The 14836-nt window shown below is 64.5% G+C and carries 14 protein-coding genes; 6 read left to right on the forward strand and 8 right to left on the reverse strand.

Features of this window, described 5'->3' with window-relative positions; all coding sequences use genetic code 11:
• Positions 1 to 27: 27 nt before the first annotated feature.
• Genes ACP15R_RS00280 through ACP15R_RS00295 form a run of 4 tightly spaced genes read right to left on the reverse strand, consistent with a single transcriptional unit; the run spans position 28 to position 3927 of the window.
• Positions 28 to 786 carry an SDR family NAD(P)-dependent oxidoreductase gene (locus ACP15R_RS00280; RefSeq protein WP_424984359.1) on the reverse strand — a complete coding sequence of 253 codons (759 nt, stop codon included), beginning with the start codon at positions 784 to 786 and terminating at the stop codon, positions 28 to 30.
• Complete coding sequence (locus tag ACP15R_RS00285) at positions 783 to 1715, reverse strand: SDR family oxidoreductase (RefSeq protein ID WP_424984360.1); 933 nt, start codon at positions 1713 to 1715, stop codon at positions 783 to 785. Before ACP15R_RS00285 ends, ACP15R_RS00280 begins: the two co-directional genes overlap by 4 nt.
• The gene (locus ACP15R_RS00290; protein ID WP_424984361.1) at positions 1700 to 2614 is read right to left on the reverse strand and encodes a bile acid:sodium symporter family protein; all 915 of its coding nucleotides are present in this window, start codon (positions 2612 to 2614) and stop codon (positions 1700 to 1702) included. The genes ACP15R_RS00285 and ACP15R_RS00290 overlap by 16 nt, the downstream gene beginning before the upstream one ends.
• Positions 2611 to 3927, reverse strand: a complete 1317-nt coding sequence (locus tag ACP15R_RS00295) for a flavin-containing monooxygenase (RefSeq protein WP_424984362.1) — start codon at positions 3925 to 3927, stop codon at positions 2611 to 2613. The genes ACP15R_RS00290 and ACP15R_RS00295 overlap by 4 nt, the downstream gene beginning before the upstream one ends.
• A gap of 65 nt (positions 3928 to 3992) precedes the next feature.
• On the opposite strand from ACP15R_RS00295, the gene ACP15R_RS00300 reads away from it, so the two are divergent.
• Positions 3993 to 4649: a TetR/AcrR family transcriptional regulator gene (locus ACP15R_RS00300; RefSeq protein ID WP_424984363.1), complete on the forward strand. Its 657-nt coding sequence runs from the start codon at positions 3993 to 3995 to the stop codon at positions 4647 to 4649.
• A 13-nt stretch (positions 4650 to 4662) separates the two neighbouring features.
• Here ACP15R_RS00300 and ACP15R_RS00305 read toward each other — a convergent pair whose 3' ends face one another.
• Entirely contained in the window at positions 4663 to 5310 is a 648-nt protein-coding gene (locus ACP15R_RS00305; RefSeq protein ID WP_424984364.1) for a bifunctional 4-hydroxy-2-oxoglutarate aldolase/2-dehydro-3-deoxy-phosphogluconate aldolase, read from the reverse strand.
• 3 nt (positions 5311 to 5313) lie between these two features.
• A complete protein-coding gene (edd, locus tag ACP15R_RS00310; RefSeq protein ID WP_424984365.1) occupies positions 5314 to 7122 on the reverse strand; it encodes a phosphogluconate dehydratase in 1809 nt (602 codons plus the stop codon).
• A gap of 322 nt (positions 7123 to 7444) precedes the next feature.
• On the opposite strand from edd, the gene ACP15R_RS00315 reads away from it, so the two are divergent.
• From ACP15R_RS00315 to ACP15R_RS00335, 5 genes are all read left to right on the forward strand, one after another.
• Positions 7445 to 8548 (forward strand): ABC transporter ATP-binding protein, encoded by a 1104-nt coding sequence (locus ACP15R_RS00315; RefSeq protein ID WP_424984366.1) that lies wholly within the window; start codon positions 7445 to 7447, stop codon positions 8546 to 8548.
• 4 nt (positions 8549 to 8552) lie between these two features.
• Positions 8553 to 9488 carry an ABC transporter permease gene (locus tag ACP15R_RS00320; protein WP_424984367.1) on the forward strand — a complete coding sequence of 312 codons (936 nt, stop codon included), beginning with the start codon at positions 8553 to 8555 and terminating at the stop codon, positions 9486 to 9488.
• The gene (locus ACP15R_RS00325) at positions 9481 to 10314 is read left to right on the forward strand and encodes an ABC transporter permease (protein WP_424984368.1); all 834 of its coding nucleotides are present in this window, start codon (positions 9481 to 9483) and stop codon (positions 10312 to 10314) included. The genes ACP15R_RS00320 and ACP15R_RS00325 overlap by 8 nt, the downstream gene beginning before the upstream one ends.
• A gap of 65 nt (positions 10315 to 10379) precedes the next feature.
• Complete coding sequence (locus ACP15R_RS00330) at positions 10380 to 11402, forward strand: extracellular solute-binding protein (RefSeq protein ID WP_424984369.1); 1023 nt, start codon at positions 10380 to 10382, stop codon at positions 11400 to 11402.
• 60 nt (positions 11403 to 11462) lie between these two features.
• Complete coding sequence (locus tag ACP15R_RS00335) at positions 11463 to 12887, forward strand: amidase (RefSeq protein WP_424984370.1); 1425 nt, start codon at positions 11463 to 11465, stop codon at positions 12885 to 12887.
• Here ACP15R_RS00335 and ACP15R_RS00340 read toward each other — a convergent pair.
• Both ACP15R_RS00340 and ACP15R_RS00345 read right to left on the reverse strand, forming a co-directional pair.
• Positions 12884 to 13618 carry a glutathione binding-like protein gene (locus ACP15R_RS00340; RefSeq protein ID WP_424984371.1) on the reverse strand — a complete coding sequence of 245 codons (735 nt, stop codon included), beginning with the start codon at positions 13616 to 13618 and terminating at the stop codon, positions 12884 to 12886. The genes ACP15R_RS00335 and ACP15R_RS00340 overlap by 4 nt on opposite strands.
• A complete protein-coding gene (locus ACP15R_RS00345) occupies positions 13615 to 14823 on the reverse strand; it encodes a CaiB/BaiF CoA transferase family protein (RefSeq protein ID WP_424984372.1) in 1209 nt (402 codons plus the stop codon). Before ACP15R_RS00345 ends, ACP15R_RS00340 begins: the two co-directional genes overlap by 4 nt.
• Between the last annotated feature and the right edge of the window lie 13 nt (positions 14824 to 14836).

The following is a 14836-nucleotide window of genomic DNA, read 5'->3' on the forward strand; positions in this document are numbered from 1 at the left end:
GGCAAGTGCGGTTTTTGCGCCGATGGCTCAGGCGTCGCGCATTTTGCGTTCCATCACCCACTGAAACAGGCGCGGCGACAGGCTGTTGAGCCACCAGGCAAACCGGGCAACCCGGCCCACAGGGATCAGCGGCGCGCCCCGGTCCAGGCCGCGCAGGATGACGTCCGCCGCCTGATCGGGTGTCATGTAATCAACCCCATCCGCCGCCGCCCCGGGCCGCGAAGTTCCGTCGGCGCGTAGCTGTGGATTGCCGATATTGGTGGCAATAAAGGACGGCGCGGCGATTTGGCAGCGCACCCCGTGCAGCGCCTCTTCCGAACGCAGGGACTTGAAGAACCCTTCCAACGCATGTTTGGAGGCGGCATAGGCGGTGCGGTGAAACAGCGGCGCAAACCCGGCCACCGACGAAATCGCCAGATGGGTGCCCCGCGCCGCGCGCACCGCCCCCAGCAACGATGCGGCAAGGGCCGTGGCAGAGAAGTAATTCACCTCGAACAGCTTGCGATGCGTGGCCTCTGGCAGATCGGCAAAGGCGTTGATCTGGGTGATGCCGGCATTATAGATCACCAGGTCGATACACCTGTGATCGCGCAATATCCGCTCCACCACAGCGCCCCGTTGCACCGGGTCGGTCAGGTCGCAGGCGATAGGCAATTGCCGCTCGGTCTCGACAAGGTCGCCCGGATCGAGGTCCAGCAGGATGGTCCGGTAACCGCGCCCCTGCAACCGCATGGCCAGCGCCCTGCCCAGCCCGCCGCCGCCGCCGGTGATGACCGCCGTTTTCATAGCCCCGCCGCCCGTCTCCAGAGATCGAACACCTCGCGGCTGGTCTTTTGCGGCACATAACCGAATACGGATTTCAGCGCGTCATTGGCCAGCACCGGACGGTATTGCAGGAACCGGACCTGCTCGGGCCCATAGCGGCTGAGGCGCAGGGGCCGCGCAAGGCCCAACACGGTTCTGAGCGCGCCCGCCGGCAGGTGCAGCACCGGCTTTCCCAGCTGTTCCGCCAGTTCGGATATCCCCATCGCCCCATCCCCCGCGACGTTGAAAATTCCGGCGGGCCCATCGGTGGCGGCACGCATGAGGATGCGGGCGAGGTCTTCGGTCCAGATAAAGACAAACGGGCTGTCGCTGCCCTTGATCGCGAGCAGACGTGGCTTGTGAAACAGCGCGGTGATCTGGTTTTCAGTGCCCGCGCCCAGCACCGTGCCAACCCGCAACACAACCTGTTCAAGCTGTGGCGCGCCTGCCCGGGCATGGGCCAGCATGTCTTCCACCAACCGCTTGTGGTGGGCATAGGGAAACGCGGTGTTGCCGCGCAGGGGATCGGTCTCGCGCAGGGGCACGGGATTGTCCGCGTGATAGCCATAGGCCGCCCCCGACGAGGTCACGACCAGCCGGCGCACCCCCTGTTCGATCGCCGCGTTCAGGATATTGCGGCTGCCGGTGACGTCCACCGCATAGGCGGTGGCGCGGCTCATCCTCCTGGGCGGGGTCACGATCGAGGCCAGATGCACGATCACGTCGGGGCGGTGCCGGGCAATCACCTCCGCCGCATCCGCGCCCGTCACGTCGAGCCGCTCGAAAGTGACATCTGGCGGCAGATCGCGGGCGGGCGCGAGATCGGTGGCGATGATGTCATGGCCCGCCAGCGCCCTCACCAGCGCACGGCCGATCATGCCAGAGGCACCGGTGATCAGGATACCGGGCATCGCGCGGCCTCTGTCCGGTTCAGCAGGGCGGCAAGCGCCAGCCCCGAAATCGCATGCCAGATCCCCCAGAACGCGGCCACCACGGCCATGCCGCCAAGCCCGCCGAAGAACCCGAAGATCAACACCAGACCCAGCCCGGAATTCTGGATACCGGTCTCGATGGTGATGGCCCGCCGGTCAAAGGACGAAACCCCCGCCAGCGTGGCACAGCCATAGCCCGCCGCCAGCGCAATCGCGTTATGGGCAATGACCAGCCCCGCCACGGCCCCGGCGAATTGCAGGAAAAACCCCCAGTTCGCCGCCAGCGCCAGCAGCACGAAGGCGATGAAGATTCCAAACGAGATCCATTGCAGCATGGGCCGGATCCGCGCGGCGATATCCGGTCGCCGGGTGTTCAGCGTGACACCCAGCACCAGCGGCAGGATCAACATCAGCCCGACGGTGATCGCCACGGTGAGCGGATCGATTTGCGTGCGCTGCAATATTGCGCGTGTGGGCGCGTACAGGCTGCCCCAAAAGGCGATGTTGAACGGCGTGACAAGTATCGTCGCAATGGTGGCAAAGGCGGTCATCGACACCGACAGCGCCGCATTCCCCCCGGCCCGATGCGTGATGAAATTCGAGATATTGCCCCCCGGACAGGCCGCAACAAGGATCAGGCCCAGCGCGATGGACGGGCGTGGTTGCGTCAGCAGGACAAGGCAATAGGTCAGCGCCGGCAGGGCCGCGAATTGCGAAACCAGCCCCGTGACCAGCGGTTTTGGCGCCTGCACCAGCCGGCGAAAATCCGATGGCTTGAGGTCGATCGCAACCGAGAACATCACGATTGCCAGCACCGTGTTCAGCACCGTCAGCGACCCGGGGCTGAAATTCAGGGTGATATCGTCAATGCCGGTCATACGCCCTGACCGCCCAGCGCCTTGATCCAGGCGTTGATCGCGCCGCGATAGGTTGCCTTGTCGACATAATAGGCCATGCGGGCGACGTTCAGATAGTTCATGCCGCCGGTCGCGCGGCCATAGCTGTCGGCCTTTTCCGCCTGCAACAGCCGCGCTTCGTTGCGGGCAAGGCGCAGACCGGCGATATAACGGGCGACCATCTCGGCCTGTTCATGCCGCCCCTGCCAGCCAAGTCCCGTCGCCTCGATCATGCCCAGGACAAACAGGTCATCGCGGCTCGGATGCATCGCGTTCAGGAACAGGTGCGGCGCATCGCCCTGCCAGTTCAACAGCGCGTCGTCGATGAACGGGTAGTGCAGCCGATAGCCGGTGGCCGCGAGGATCATGTCGTAATCCGCCTGGCTGCCATCCTTGAAATGCACGGTATGCCCATCAAGCCGGTCGATATCGGGACGAATGCGCAGATCACCGTGCCCCGCGTGATACAGCACCAGCGAATTCACCACCGGATGACTTTCATACAGCTTGTAGTCCGGCTTGGGGAAGCCGTATTTCTGCGGGTTCCCGACGAACCAGCCCAGGATCAGCGCGTCGACCTTGCGCTTGAGCCACCTGGGCAGCTTGATACCGCCGCCCACTGTGTCCGCGGGTTTGCCAAAGACATATTTGGGCACAAAGTAATACCCCCGGCGCATCGACAGGTCACAGCTGATCCCGTGGTGGATCGCATCCACCGCGATGTCACAGCCGGAATTGCCCGCGCCGACCACCAGCACCCGCTTGCCATCAAACTGCGAGGCATGGCGGTATGCGGCGGCGTGTATCAGTTCGCCGTCGAACCTTCCGGCAAAACGCGGTTGGTTGGGTTCGGACAAGGTGCCATTGGCGATCAGCACCCCTGCATAGATCGCCTCGTGCTCGCCCGTGTCATCACGCCAGACCACGCGCCAGCCGTCACCCGATTGCCCCAGCGGTTCGGTGCGCAGAACCTCGGCATTGAACTTGTAATGACGGCGCAGGTCGAAATGATCGGCAAAGTCGCCGAAATACCGTTTCATCTCGCGATGCGAAGGGTATTCCGCGACGTCGTCGCGCATGGGGAAATCGGTGAACTCGGTCATCCGCTTGGACGAGATCAGATGCGCGCTCTCGTACATGGTGGATTTGGGATTATCGATATCCCAAAGCCCCCCCACATCCGAATGCAGCTCGAACCCCTGAAAGGCGATGCCCTGCTCCTGCAAGGTCTTGGCCGCAGCCAACCCCATCGGCCCTGCGCCGATCAGGGCAAACTGTTCGCGCGTCTCGCTCATCCGCTTCCTCCGTTAAATCGCCACACTAACTTGAACAACTGTTCAATATAAGGCAAGCTGATTCTATGAAGAGCCCGGAAACCCCACGTCAACGCGCCCCGTCCCGGCGGGCCATGGAAACCCGCGAACGGATATTGGACGCGGCGGAAATCGTGTTTGCCGACAAAGGGTTCGATGCCGCAACCCTGCGTGACATCGCGGCCCTTGCCGATGCCCAGGTGGGGTTGGTGCATCACCATGGGGGCGGCAAGGCAGAGCTGTTTGCACAAACGGTGAAACGCCGTGCCGATGACCTGTCCTCCGCCCGGCTCGACACACTGACCGCCAGCCAATCCGCCGGGGCGGTGACGGTCGAAGACCTGATCGGGTGCTTTTTCGGGCCGTATCTGGACCGTGCGGCCAGCGGCGATGCGCAATGGCTGGCCTATGCGCGGCTGGTGGCCATTGTCTCTGCCGATCCGCGCTGGCGCGACCTGGCCGCCGAGTGTTTTGACCCTACGGCCAACCGTTTTATCGATGCCTTCGCGCAGCTGTATCCCGACGCGCCGCGTGTGGCGATCGCGTCGGGATTTGTCTATTCGGTCTCGGCGATGCTGGCGCTGCTCACCTCGGCATGGCGGATCGAAACACTGGGCGCGACCGGCTCAATCGGAACCGGGCGGCGGGACGAGTTGGTGCGCTTTTGCGCGGCGGGCATCCGGGCGAGCCTGCAACCGGGCTGAGCGCCGGACCGGCTCAGGCGGAGAGCTGGCTGGCCTCGCGCGCAAGCTTTTCGATACCGGCCCAGTCGCCCGCCTGCATCAGATCGACCGGCGCAACCCAGCTGCCACCGGCGCAGAGCACATTGGGCAGCGACAGGTAGCTGGCGGCGTTCTTGGTGCTGACACCACCGGTCGGGCAAAAGGTGATCTGCGGCAAGGGCGCGCCGATCCCCTTGAGCGCGGGCGCACCGCCCGAGGCTTCGGCGGGAAAGAACTTGAGCATGTCATAACCACGTTCCAAAAGCAGCATCGCCTCGGTGGCGGTCGCCGCTCCCGGCAGGGTCGGCAGATCTTCGGCCTCGCAGGCATCGAGCAGACCCGGCGTCGATCCCGGCGACACTCCGAACTGTGCCCCGGCCTCGCGGGCATTGCGCACATCCTGCGGCGTCACCAGGGTTCCGGCCCCGACGATGCCACCGGGTACCTCGGACATGATCCTGATCGCCTCAAGCGCAACCGGCGTGCGCAGCGTGACTTCCAGCGCGGGCAAGCCGCCCGCCACCAGCGCCTCGGCCAGCGGCCGGGCGTGGGCGATATCATGGACAACGATCACCGGAACAATCGGCGCGCGGGCGCAAATCTCGCGGGTGCGCCGGCTGGCGTCTTGGGGGGACAGGGACATGGATCAAACTCCGAAAATGGTTGCGCCGCTGTCTGCGGCGGAAACCGCGCGACGGAAATTGGCAAATAGCTCGCGCCCCAGACCGGCCTCGTTGGCAGACAGGTCCGCCTCTGCAGCGGGGCGGTCCAGCACGCCTTCGGTCAGGATTTCGAGTGCGCCGGTCTCGGCATCGACGCGCAGGATATCACCATCCCGCAAACGCGCAATCGCGCCGCCGTCAAGCGCCTCGGGGCTGACATGGATCGCCGCAGGCACCTTGCCCGACGCGCCCGACATGCGCCCATCGGTGACCAGCGCCACCCGGTGCCCCTTGCCCTGAAGGATCGACAACAACGGCGTCAGGCTGTGCAGCTCGGGCATGCCATTGGCCTTTGGCCCCTGAAAGCGCACGACGACGATGGTATCCCCGGTGAATTCCCCGGCCTTGAATGCCGCCTTGACGGCCTCCTGGTCGTGGAACACACGCACCGGTGCCTGAACCGTGCGATGTTCCGGCGCAACCGCCGAGATTTTCATCACCGCCGTGCCCAGGTTGCCTGACAGGCGCTTCAGCCCACCATTGGCCTGGAACGGGTCGGAGGCCGGACGCAGGATCTTGTCGTTCAGCGATGTGCCGCTGCCTTCTTCCCAGCTCAGGACGCCGTCGCGGAGCCTGGGTTCCGCCGTGTAATGCGCCAGCCCGTCGCCCGCGACGGTGCGGGTATCGGGATGCAGCAGGCCCGAGGACAATAGATCGCCGATCATGTAACCAAGGCCGCCCGCCGCGTGGAAATGGTTCACATCCGCCAACCCGTTCGGATAGACACGCGCCATCAGCGGCACCACGTCGGACAGGTCCGAGAAATCCTCCCAATCGAGGATGATGCCCCCCGCCCGCGCCATCGCAACAAGGTGAATGAGCAGGTTGGTTGACCCCCCCGTGGCGTGCAGGCCGACGATCCCGTTCACAAAGGCGCGCTCGTCGAGGATGTCGAAAACCGGGGTATAATTGTTGCCCAACGCGCTGAGCGACAGGGCCCGCCGCGCCCCTTCGACGGTCAGTGCATCACGCAGCTCGGTGTTCGGATTGACAAAGCTCGATCCCGGCAGGTGCAGCCCCATGAACTCCATCAGCATCTGGTTGGTGTTCGCCGTGCCATAGAACGTACAGGTGCCCGGCCCGTGATAGGCCGCCATCTCGGCCGCCATCAGCGCATCGCGCCCCACCTCGCCAGCGGCGAATTTCTGACGCACCTTGGCCTTTTCGTCATTGGGCAGCCCCGAGGTCATCGGGCCGGCGGGCAGGAACACGATCGGCAGGTGGCCAAAGGCCTGCGCCGCGATGACAAGCCCCGGAACGATCTTGTCGCAGACCCCCAGGAACACCGCCGCGTCAAAGGTGTTGTGGCTCATGGCGACCCCGGCGGCGAGCGCGATCACGTCGCGGGAAAACAGGCTGAGCTCCATGCCCGCCTCGCCCTGCGTGACACCGTCGCACATTGCCGGAACACCACCCGCCACCTGCGCGGTGCCGCCAACGCCGCGCGCCGCGGCGCGGATCAGGTCGGGATAGCGCTCGAACGGCTGATGCGCCGAGAGCATGTCGTTATAGGCGGTGACGATGCCCAGATTGCCGCCGCTTCCCGTGGCCAGCGCCTGCTGGTCCGGACCAGCGCCGGCAAAGGCATGGGCCTGGCCGCTGCATGACAGGTGCGCACGCGCCGGGCCCTTGTCGGCGGCACCGCGCATACGATCCAGATACCGGCCCCGCGCCTCGCTGCTGCGCGCGATGATCCGATCCGTGACTTCGGCAATTTTGGCATGTAGAACCATGAGAGCGCTTTCTCTTTCGGGTCTGGTTGCGTCTCAGCCCCGGACAGATGCAATCGGCGACGTCTGGAAAACACCGCCCGAGAATGCCGGGACCTGTTGCGCAACTGGTGAAGCAAAGATCGATGGTAGCGCTAACACCTCTTGCCCCAAACGGCAAGCCCAAACCCCGGTCATCCTGTCGCGGCTGCGCATTTCCCGGGCAGGATCCCCCGCCCCTGCGCGGTTGGCGGCGGGATCTATTGCATCGTTCGGACATTGATATAGGCTGAAGAAAAACCGGGCCGGGGCAGACCTCCGGCACCGCATAAGACCAACGGGGAACATGGATCAAGCAACACGCCCGGACATCGCGTCTGATATCTCTGCGGTTGACGTCAACCGTGTGTCGAAGATTTTTGCCGGAGAGCAGGAGGTGCGCGCGCTTGACGATGTTTCCGTGTCGATCCGCCGGAACGAGTTCTTTACCCTGCTTGGCCCTTCGGGCTGTGGCAAGACCACGCTGCTTCGGCTGATTGCCGGGTTCGAGCCGCCAACCATGGGAAGCCTGCAACTGGGCGGGCGGGACATTTCGCGCCTGCCCCCGAACCAGCGGCCGATCAACACGGTATTCCAGAACTATGCGCTGTTCCCGCATATGAGCGTCGCGGGCAACATCGCCTTTGGCCTCGAGATGCTGGGCAAGCCCAAAACCGAGATCGCCGAAACGGTCGACCGGATGCTCAGGCTGGTGCAGATGGAGCCGCTCAGGAACCGGCGCACATCCGAGATCTCGGGCGGGCAGCAACAGCGCGTGGCGCTCGCCCGTGCCCTTGCCCCGCATCCCGAGGTGCTGCTGCTGGATGAGCCGCTCTCGGCGCTCGATCTCAAGCTGCGCAAGGATATGCAGATCGAACTCAAGCGGTTGCAACACGAGACCGGGATCACCTTTGTCTTTGTCACCCATGACCAGGAAGAAGCCCTGACCATGTCCGACCGTATCGCGGTGATGAGCGCCGGCAAGATCCTCCAGATCGGCTCGCCCCGCGACATTTACGAACGCCCCGCAGAACGCTTCGTGGCGAATTTCATCGGCGAGTCGAACTTTCTCGATGCCGACCTGTCGGGCACCGGTGTCGCCCTGCGCGCAGGCGGGCGTTTTGAGGCCCGCGTCCCCGAGGGTGTTGCCGATGGGCCGGTCAGCGTATTGGTCCGCCCCGAACACGCGCAGGTGCGTGCCGGGTCCGCCGGCGATGGCGAAATCGGTGGCGTGCTCGAAACCGTGGTCTATTCGGGCGATGCGACCTCTGTGCATATGCGTCTGAGGACCGGAGAACTGGTCAAGGCGCGGATGCCCAATTCACCGGGGTCCGCGCGTGACCTGCCCGGCGAAGGCGGCGACGTCACCCTGACGATCGCGCCGGGAGCCATAACCGTACTGAAGGATTGAGCCCGTGACCGATACCGCGTCATCCTTTGCGCCCGGCGATCTCGAGGCCGAAGCCACGCGCCAGGACAATCGCCGCCGCTGGCTGCTGTCGCTGCCCGCGCTGGTCATCATCCTCTGCGCCGCGACCGGCCCCTTGATGGTGATGGTGATCTATTCCTTCCTCGCGCCGGGCGATTACGGCAACGTCAAATGGGAGTTCTCGACCGACGGCTGGGTCAACATCTTTCTTCAGCGCGACATATTCGACGACACGCTGATGTGGGCCGACGCGCATCTCTCGATCTTCTGGCGCAGCCTGTCGCTGTCGTTGATTACCACGGTGATGACATTGATCTTTGGCGTTCCGACCGCCTGGTTCATCGCGACCCAGCCACCGGGCCGGCGCGAATTCTGGCTGTTCCTGATCACCGTACCGTTCTGGACCAACCTGTTGGTGCGGACCATCGCGATTCAGGAATTGCTGCGCGCCGAAGGGGTGTTCAACAACATCCTGATCTTTACCGGCATCATCGACACCCCGATCCAGCTGATGTTCACCAATTTCGCCATCGCGTTTGGCATGACCTATGTCTACCTGCCGCTGATGGTGCTGCCGGTCTACGCGGCGGTGGACAAGCTCGATTTCCGGCTGGTCGAAGCGGCCCATGATCTCTACGCCGGTCGCTGGACCGCGTTTCGCCGGGTGATCCTGCCGCTGATCAAGCCGGGGATCATCGCCGGGTCGATCCTCGTTTTCATCCCGTCGCTGGGCGCTTATGTGACGCCGCGCGTGCTGGGCGGCGGCAAGAACCTGATGTTCGGCAACCTGATCGAATTGCAGTTCGGTGCCGGGCGCAACTGGCCGCTGGGCGCGGCGCTGTCGCTGATGCTGATGGCGGCGGTGATGGTGTCGCTGATCTGGTACGTGCGCGTCACCTCGCGGGAGCAGGCCGATGGCTGAACCAACCCAAACAGACCCAAAATCAAAGGCGCGCGGCTATTCCGTGCGCACCCTGCCCGGCTTTGCCATCGTGGCGCTGTTTACCTTTGTGGTACTCTATGCGCCGATCATGATCCTCGTGACCTTTTCCTTCAACGCCGGCACCTCGCTGGCGATCTGGGAAGGGTTCTCGCTGCGCTGGTATCAACGCGCCATTGCCAATGAACAGGTCCAGGATGCCGCCCTGCGCTCGTTCTATCTGGCGGCCGCCGCCGCATCGATCGGCACCGTCGCCGCCACCATGGCGGCGCTCGCCACCACCCGCACCCGCCGCTTTACCGGGCGCACGATGATCTATGCGCTGATCAACCAGCCGCTGATGGTGCCCGAGATCGTGACCGCCGTGGCCCTGCTGATCGTCTTTGCCGCGGTCAAGGTCTGGACCGGGCATACCAGCATGATCTACCTGATCGTCGCCCATACCGCGTTTTGCGTGCCCTTCGCCTATCTGCCGATCCGCGCCCGGCTCGAAACCATGGACACGTCGCTCGAAGCCGCCGCCGCCGATCTCTATGCCTCGCGCTGGCAGGTGTTTCGCCGCGTGACCCTGCCGCTGATGTGGCCGGGGATCGTTGCGGGGATGATGCTGGCCTTCGTGATTTCGCTGGATGACGTGGTGATCACCGAATTCGTGAAATCCGCGGGCCAGGACACGCTGCCCACCTATATGCTCGGCCAGCTCAGGCGGGTCGTGACCCCGGAAATCAATGCCATTTCGACCGCGATCCTCGTCGCGGGCGCAATCCTGGTCAGCCTGTTCTTCCTGCTCACCATGAGAAAACGCTGACCAGCGCCAACCCGGTCGTGACGAACCGGGAGCGGACACACCAAGACCAACAAGGAGTATACCTGATGAAACACCTGCTATCCGCCGCATCGGCGCTTGCGCTCTTGGCAACCGGTGCCGCCGCGCAAGAGCTGAACATCTATAACTGGGGCAATTACACCAATCCCAAGCTGATCGAGAAATTCGAGGCCGAGACCGGCATCAAGGTCACGATCACCGATTTCGACAGCAACGACACCGCCCTTGCCAAGGTCAAGGCCGGGGGCCACGGGTTCGACATCGTGGTGCCCACGCATACCTATGTGCCGATCTGGATCGGCGAAGACCTGCTGCTGGAAAGCCGCCCCGACCAGATGGAGAACTTCAAGAACATGGACCCCACATGGGTCGATGTGAAATGGGATCCGGGCCGCCACTACACCGTGCCGTGGCAATGGGGCACCACCGGCGTGGTGGTGAACACCAAGTATTATGACGGCGACATCAACACCTCGGCCATGTTCCTCGATCCCCCCGATGAGCTGAAGGGCAAGATCAACGTGGTGCCCGAAATGGGCGACGTGATGTCGCTGGCCATCATGTATCACGGCGGCGAACCCTGTACCGGCGACAAGGACGTGCTCAAGAAGGTGCGCGACACGCTGGTCGAGGCCAAGAAATCCTGGCTGGGCATGGATTACGGCAACCTCGAGAAATTCGCCAAGGAAGACCTGTGGGCCGGGGTAAACTGGAACGGTTCGACCTTCCGCATGCGGCTCCAGAACGAGAACATCGCCTATGGCTATCCCAAGGAAGGCTATCCGGTCTGGATGGACGCGGTTGCGGTGCTCAGGGATGCGCAGAATGTCGACGAGGCCAAGGCGTTCCAGAACTTCATCATGGAGCCGGAAAACGCCGCGCTGATTTCCGAGTTCGCGCGCTATGCCAACGGCATCATGGGGTCCGAGGAATTCATGCCCGAGGACATGAAGACCGCGCCCGAGATCGTCATTCCCGAAGAGCTCAGGAGCGTGGGCGTGTTCAACGAAACCTGCCCGCCCGATGTGCAGTCGATCTATACGCGGATCTGGACCGACCTTCAGAAATGACCCGCCCGCCGGGGCCGTCCTGCGCGGCCCCGGCAAGCCGGGGTGACACGGGGGCGTTCGATGTCCGATGATCTGATTTACATGCCCGCGACCGAGGCCTTGGCCCGGTTCCGGGACAAGAGCCTGTCGCCGGTGGAACTGCTGTCGGCGCAGATCGCCCGCGCCGAGGCCCATCACGAGACCTTGCGGGCCTTCACCTATACCTATTTCGACGAGGCGATGCAGGCGGCGCGGGCCTCCGAGGCCCGCTGGGCCGCAGGTGATCCCATCGGCTGCCTGGACGGCCTGCCCGTCGCGATCAAGGACGAAAGCCATATCGCCGGCAAGCCCACCAGCTATGGCTCGCTGGTCACCCAGGATTTCATCCCCGACGAAACCTCGGCCAATAACGAACGCATCCTGCGCGCGGGCGGAATCGTGCATGCACGCACCGCAACGCCCGAATTTTCAAGCGCGGTGGTCACTTGGTCGCGCCTGTGGGGCGTCACCCGTAACCCGTGGAATCCGGAATTCACCCCCGGCGGTTCATCCGGCGGCGCGGCGGCGGCGCTGGCGGCGGGCATGACCACGCTGGCGACCGGTTCGGATATCGGCGGCTCGATCCGGGTGCCTGCCTCGTGCTGTGGCCTCGTGGGTTTCAAGCCGCCCTATGGGCGCAACCCCGACGATACGCCGTTCAATCTCGATTATTATTGCCACACCGGTCCGCTGGCGCGCGGCGTGCAGGACAGCATCCTGCTTCAAAACGTGATGTGCGGCCCCGACCCGCGCGACATTGCCTCGCTCTATCCGAAACTGACCCTGCCCACCGACTATCCCGGCCTTGATGGCTGGCGCATCGCCCTGTCGATGGACCTGGGCAGCTTCACGATCAGCGATGAGGTCCGGCGCAATACACTTGCCGCCGCCGAAACCTTCCGAGGGCTGGGCGCCATTGTCGAAGAGGTCGACCTGGGCTGGGGCGTGGAGGTGCAGGACGCCTGCCACACCCATCTTGGCCATATCTTTGGCGGCGAACTGACCGGGCTGCTTGAGGAACATGCCGACGACCTGACCAGCTATGTGCGCAGCCTTGCCGAGAACGCGGGCGAATCCCGGGGGCGCGACCTGGTGCGGTCGATGGAAATCGCCGGTGCCGCCTACAAGACACTTGGTCCGCTGCTTGAACGCTATGATGTGCTGATCTGTCCGACCACGGCGCTGCCCGCGGTGCCGGCGGATTTTGACTCGACCACCGACAGCCTCGATGTCGATGGCACCCCCATCGGCACCACGCTGGAATGGGTGCTGACCACGCCGTTCAACATGCTGAGCCGCTGCCCGGTGATCGCGGTGCCGTCGGGCCGGGCCGACTCGGGCGTGCCGACAGGGATACAGATCGTTGCCCCCACCTATCGCGACCCCATCGCATTCCAGGCGGCGCTGGCCTATGAGCGCGCGGTGGGTGGCTGGTTCGGCTCGGCAGCGACACGGCCCGGCCTTTAGGAACAGCCCTCCCTGGGGCCGGACCGCAGGGAGGCGGCGGACTGGTTGAACAGCACCTTGTTGTTGTCGACCCGGTGCCGTCCCCGGTTCTGGTCCGACTTGTTCAGGTCGATGGCGCGCTGTACCGCCGGACGCGCCTTGATCCGCGCCCGCCAGCCGGCGACATTGGGAAAGGCATCGAGCGACGCACCCAGCGGTTTGGCGATGAAAGCCCAGGGAAAGATCAGCATGTCGGCAATCGAGTAATCGCCAAGTATCCAGTCGCGTCCCGCCAGACGGTTTTCGAGCACGCCTAGATTGCGATCATATTCGCCAAGATAGCGATTGAAGCCATAGCTCTTTTGATCGTCTGGCGCATAGTTGCGGAAATGGCTGAGCTGCCCGCCCATCGGCCCCTGGTTGCCGACCTGCCAGAACAGCCATTCCATCATCTCCTTGCGCCCCCGCAGATCACTGGCGGCGGGCAGGAAGCGGCCGGTCTTTTCCGCGAGATAGAGCAGGATCGCGCCGGATTCGAACACTGGCACCGGCGCGTCGCCCCACCCCGGAGCGGGGTCGTGATCAAGGATGGCCGGTATCTTGGCATTGGGGCTGATGGCAAGGAAATCGGGCGTGAACTGGTCCCCCTCGGTCAGGCGGACGAGGTTGGGGTGATAGTCGATGCCGCATTCCTCGAGCATGATCGCGGCCTTCCAGCCATTGGGCGTCGGGGCATAATAAAGGTCAATCATCTGTCGCTGTCCTGTGCTTCGGTGGCGATGCCCTGGGCGATCATCGCGTCAATCCGGGTGTCGTCATAGCCCGCCTCGGCCAGCACCGCGCGGGTGTCTTCGCCCAGACGGCGCGCCGGGCGCGGCGCATCCAGCGGCGTTGCCGAGAATTGCGCCGGCGGGCGGGCCTGGCGCAGGCGGCCGGCCTGTGGGTGATCGCTGTGCAGGATCGCGCCGTTGGCGATGACCTGCGGATGGTCATAGACCTGGCTGCGCGTCAGCACCGGCGCGCAGGGCACGTCGTGTTCGGGCAGACGCCGCATCCAGTTGGCGGTGGTATCGGTGATCAGCGCCTGCTGCGTCAGCTCCAGCCGCGCGGTCTTGTTCACCTCGCGCGCCGCAACCGTGGCAAAGCGCGGATCCGCGAGCCAGCCGGGGCGATCGACCGCGGCGCAAAGCCCGGCCCAGGTGCTGTCCGTATGCGCCGACACCGCCATCCAGCCATCGGCGGTCTGATAGATCAGTTCCACGTAGTTCTGCGCGGTTTCGGCATTCTGCTCGGGCAGCTCGTCGCCGACAAAGGTATGGCCCGCCATGTCCGAACTCCAGAGAAAGGCCAGCATGGTATCCAGCATCGACAGGCGCAGATGCGTGCCCCGGCCGCTGCGCTGGCGGGCAAAGAGCGCGGCGGTGATCGCCTGGCTGGCCTGAAGCGCTGTGACCTTGTCGGGCACGATGGTGCGCACGAGGCGGGGCCGCCCCCCACCCCCCTGCACGCTGGCCAGCCCCGACAGCGCCTGGATCAACGGGTCGTAAACCGGCTTGCCCGCCCAGTCGCCTTCGAAGCCGAAGCCGGCAATCGAGGCATAGACGATGTCGGGCCGCGCCGCGCGCACCGCCGCTTCGCCCACCCCGATCCGCTCGGCAACACCGGGGCGGAAATTCTGGATGAACACATCGGCCCTCTCGCAGAGCCTGAGCACCGCCTCGACCCCGCGCGGGTCCTTGAGGTTCAGCGTGACAGACCGCTTGCCCCGGTTATTGTTCAGGAACGACGCCGCAAAGCCGCCGCGCCGGTCCGCCACCTGGCGGCTGTGATCGCCGCCATCGGGGTGTTCGATCTTGATCACCTCGGCCCCCTGATCGGCCAGGGTCATCGTCGCCAGCGGCCCCGAGATCATCGTGGTGAGGTCAACGACGCGTATACCGTCCAGTGGCCCTGCCATCCCGTGCCCTCCG

It is taken from the genome of Microbulbifer sp. S227A (assembly GCF_049800935.1).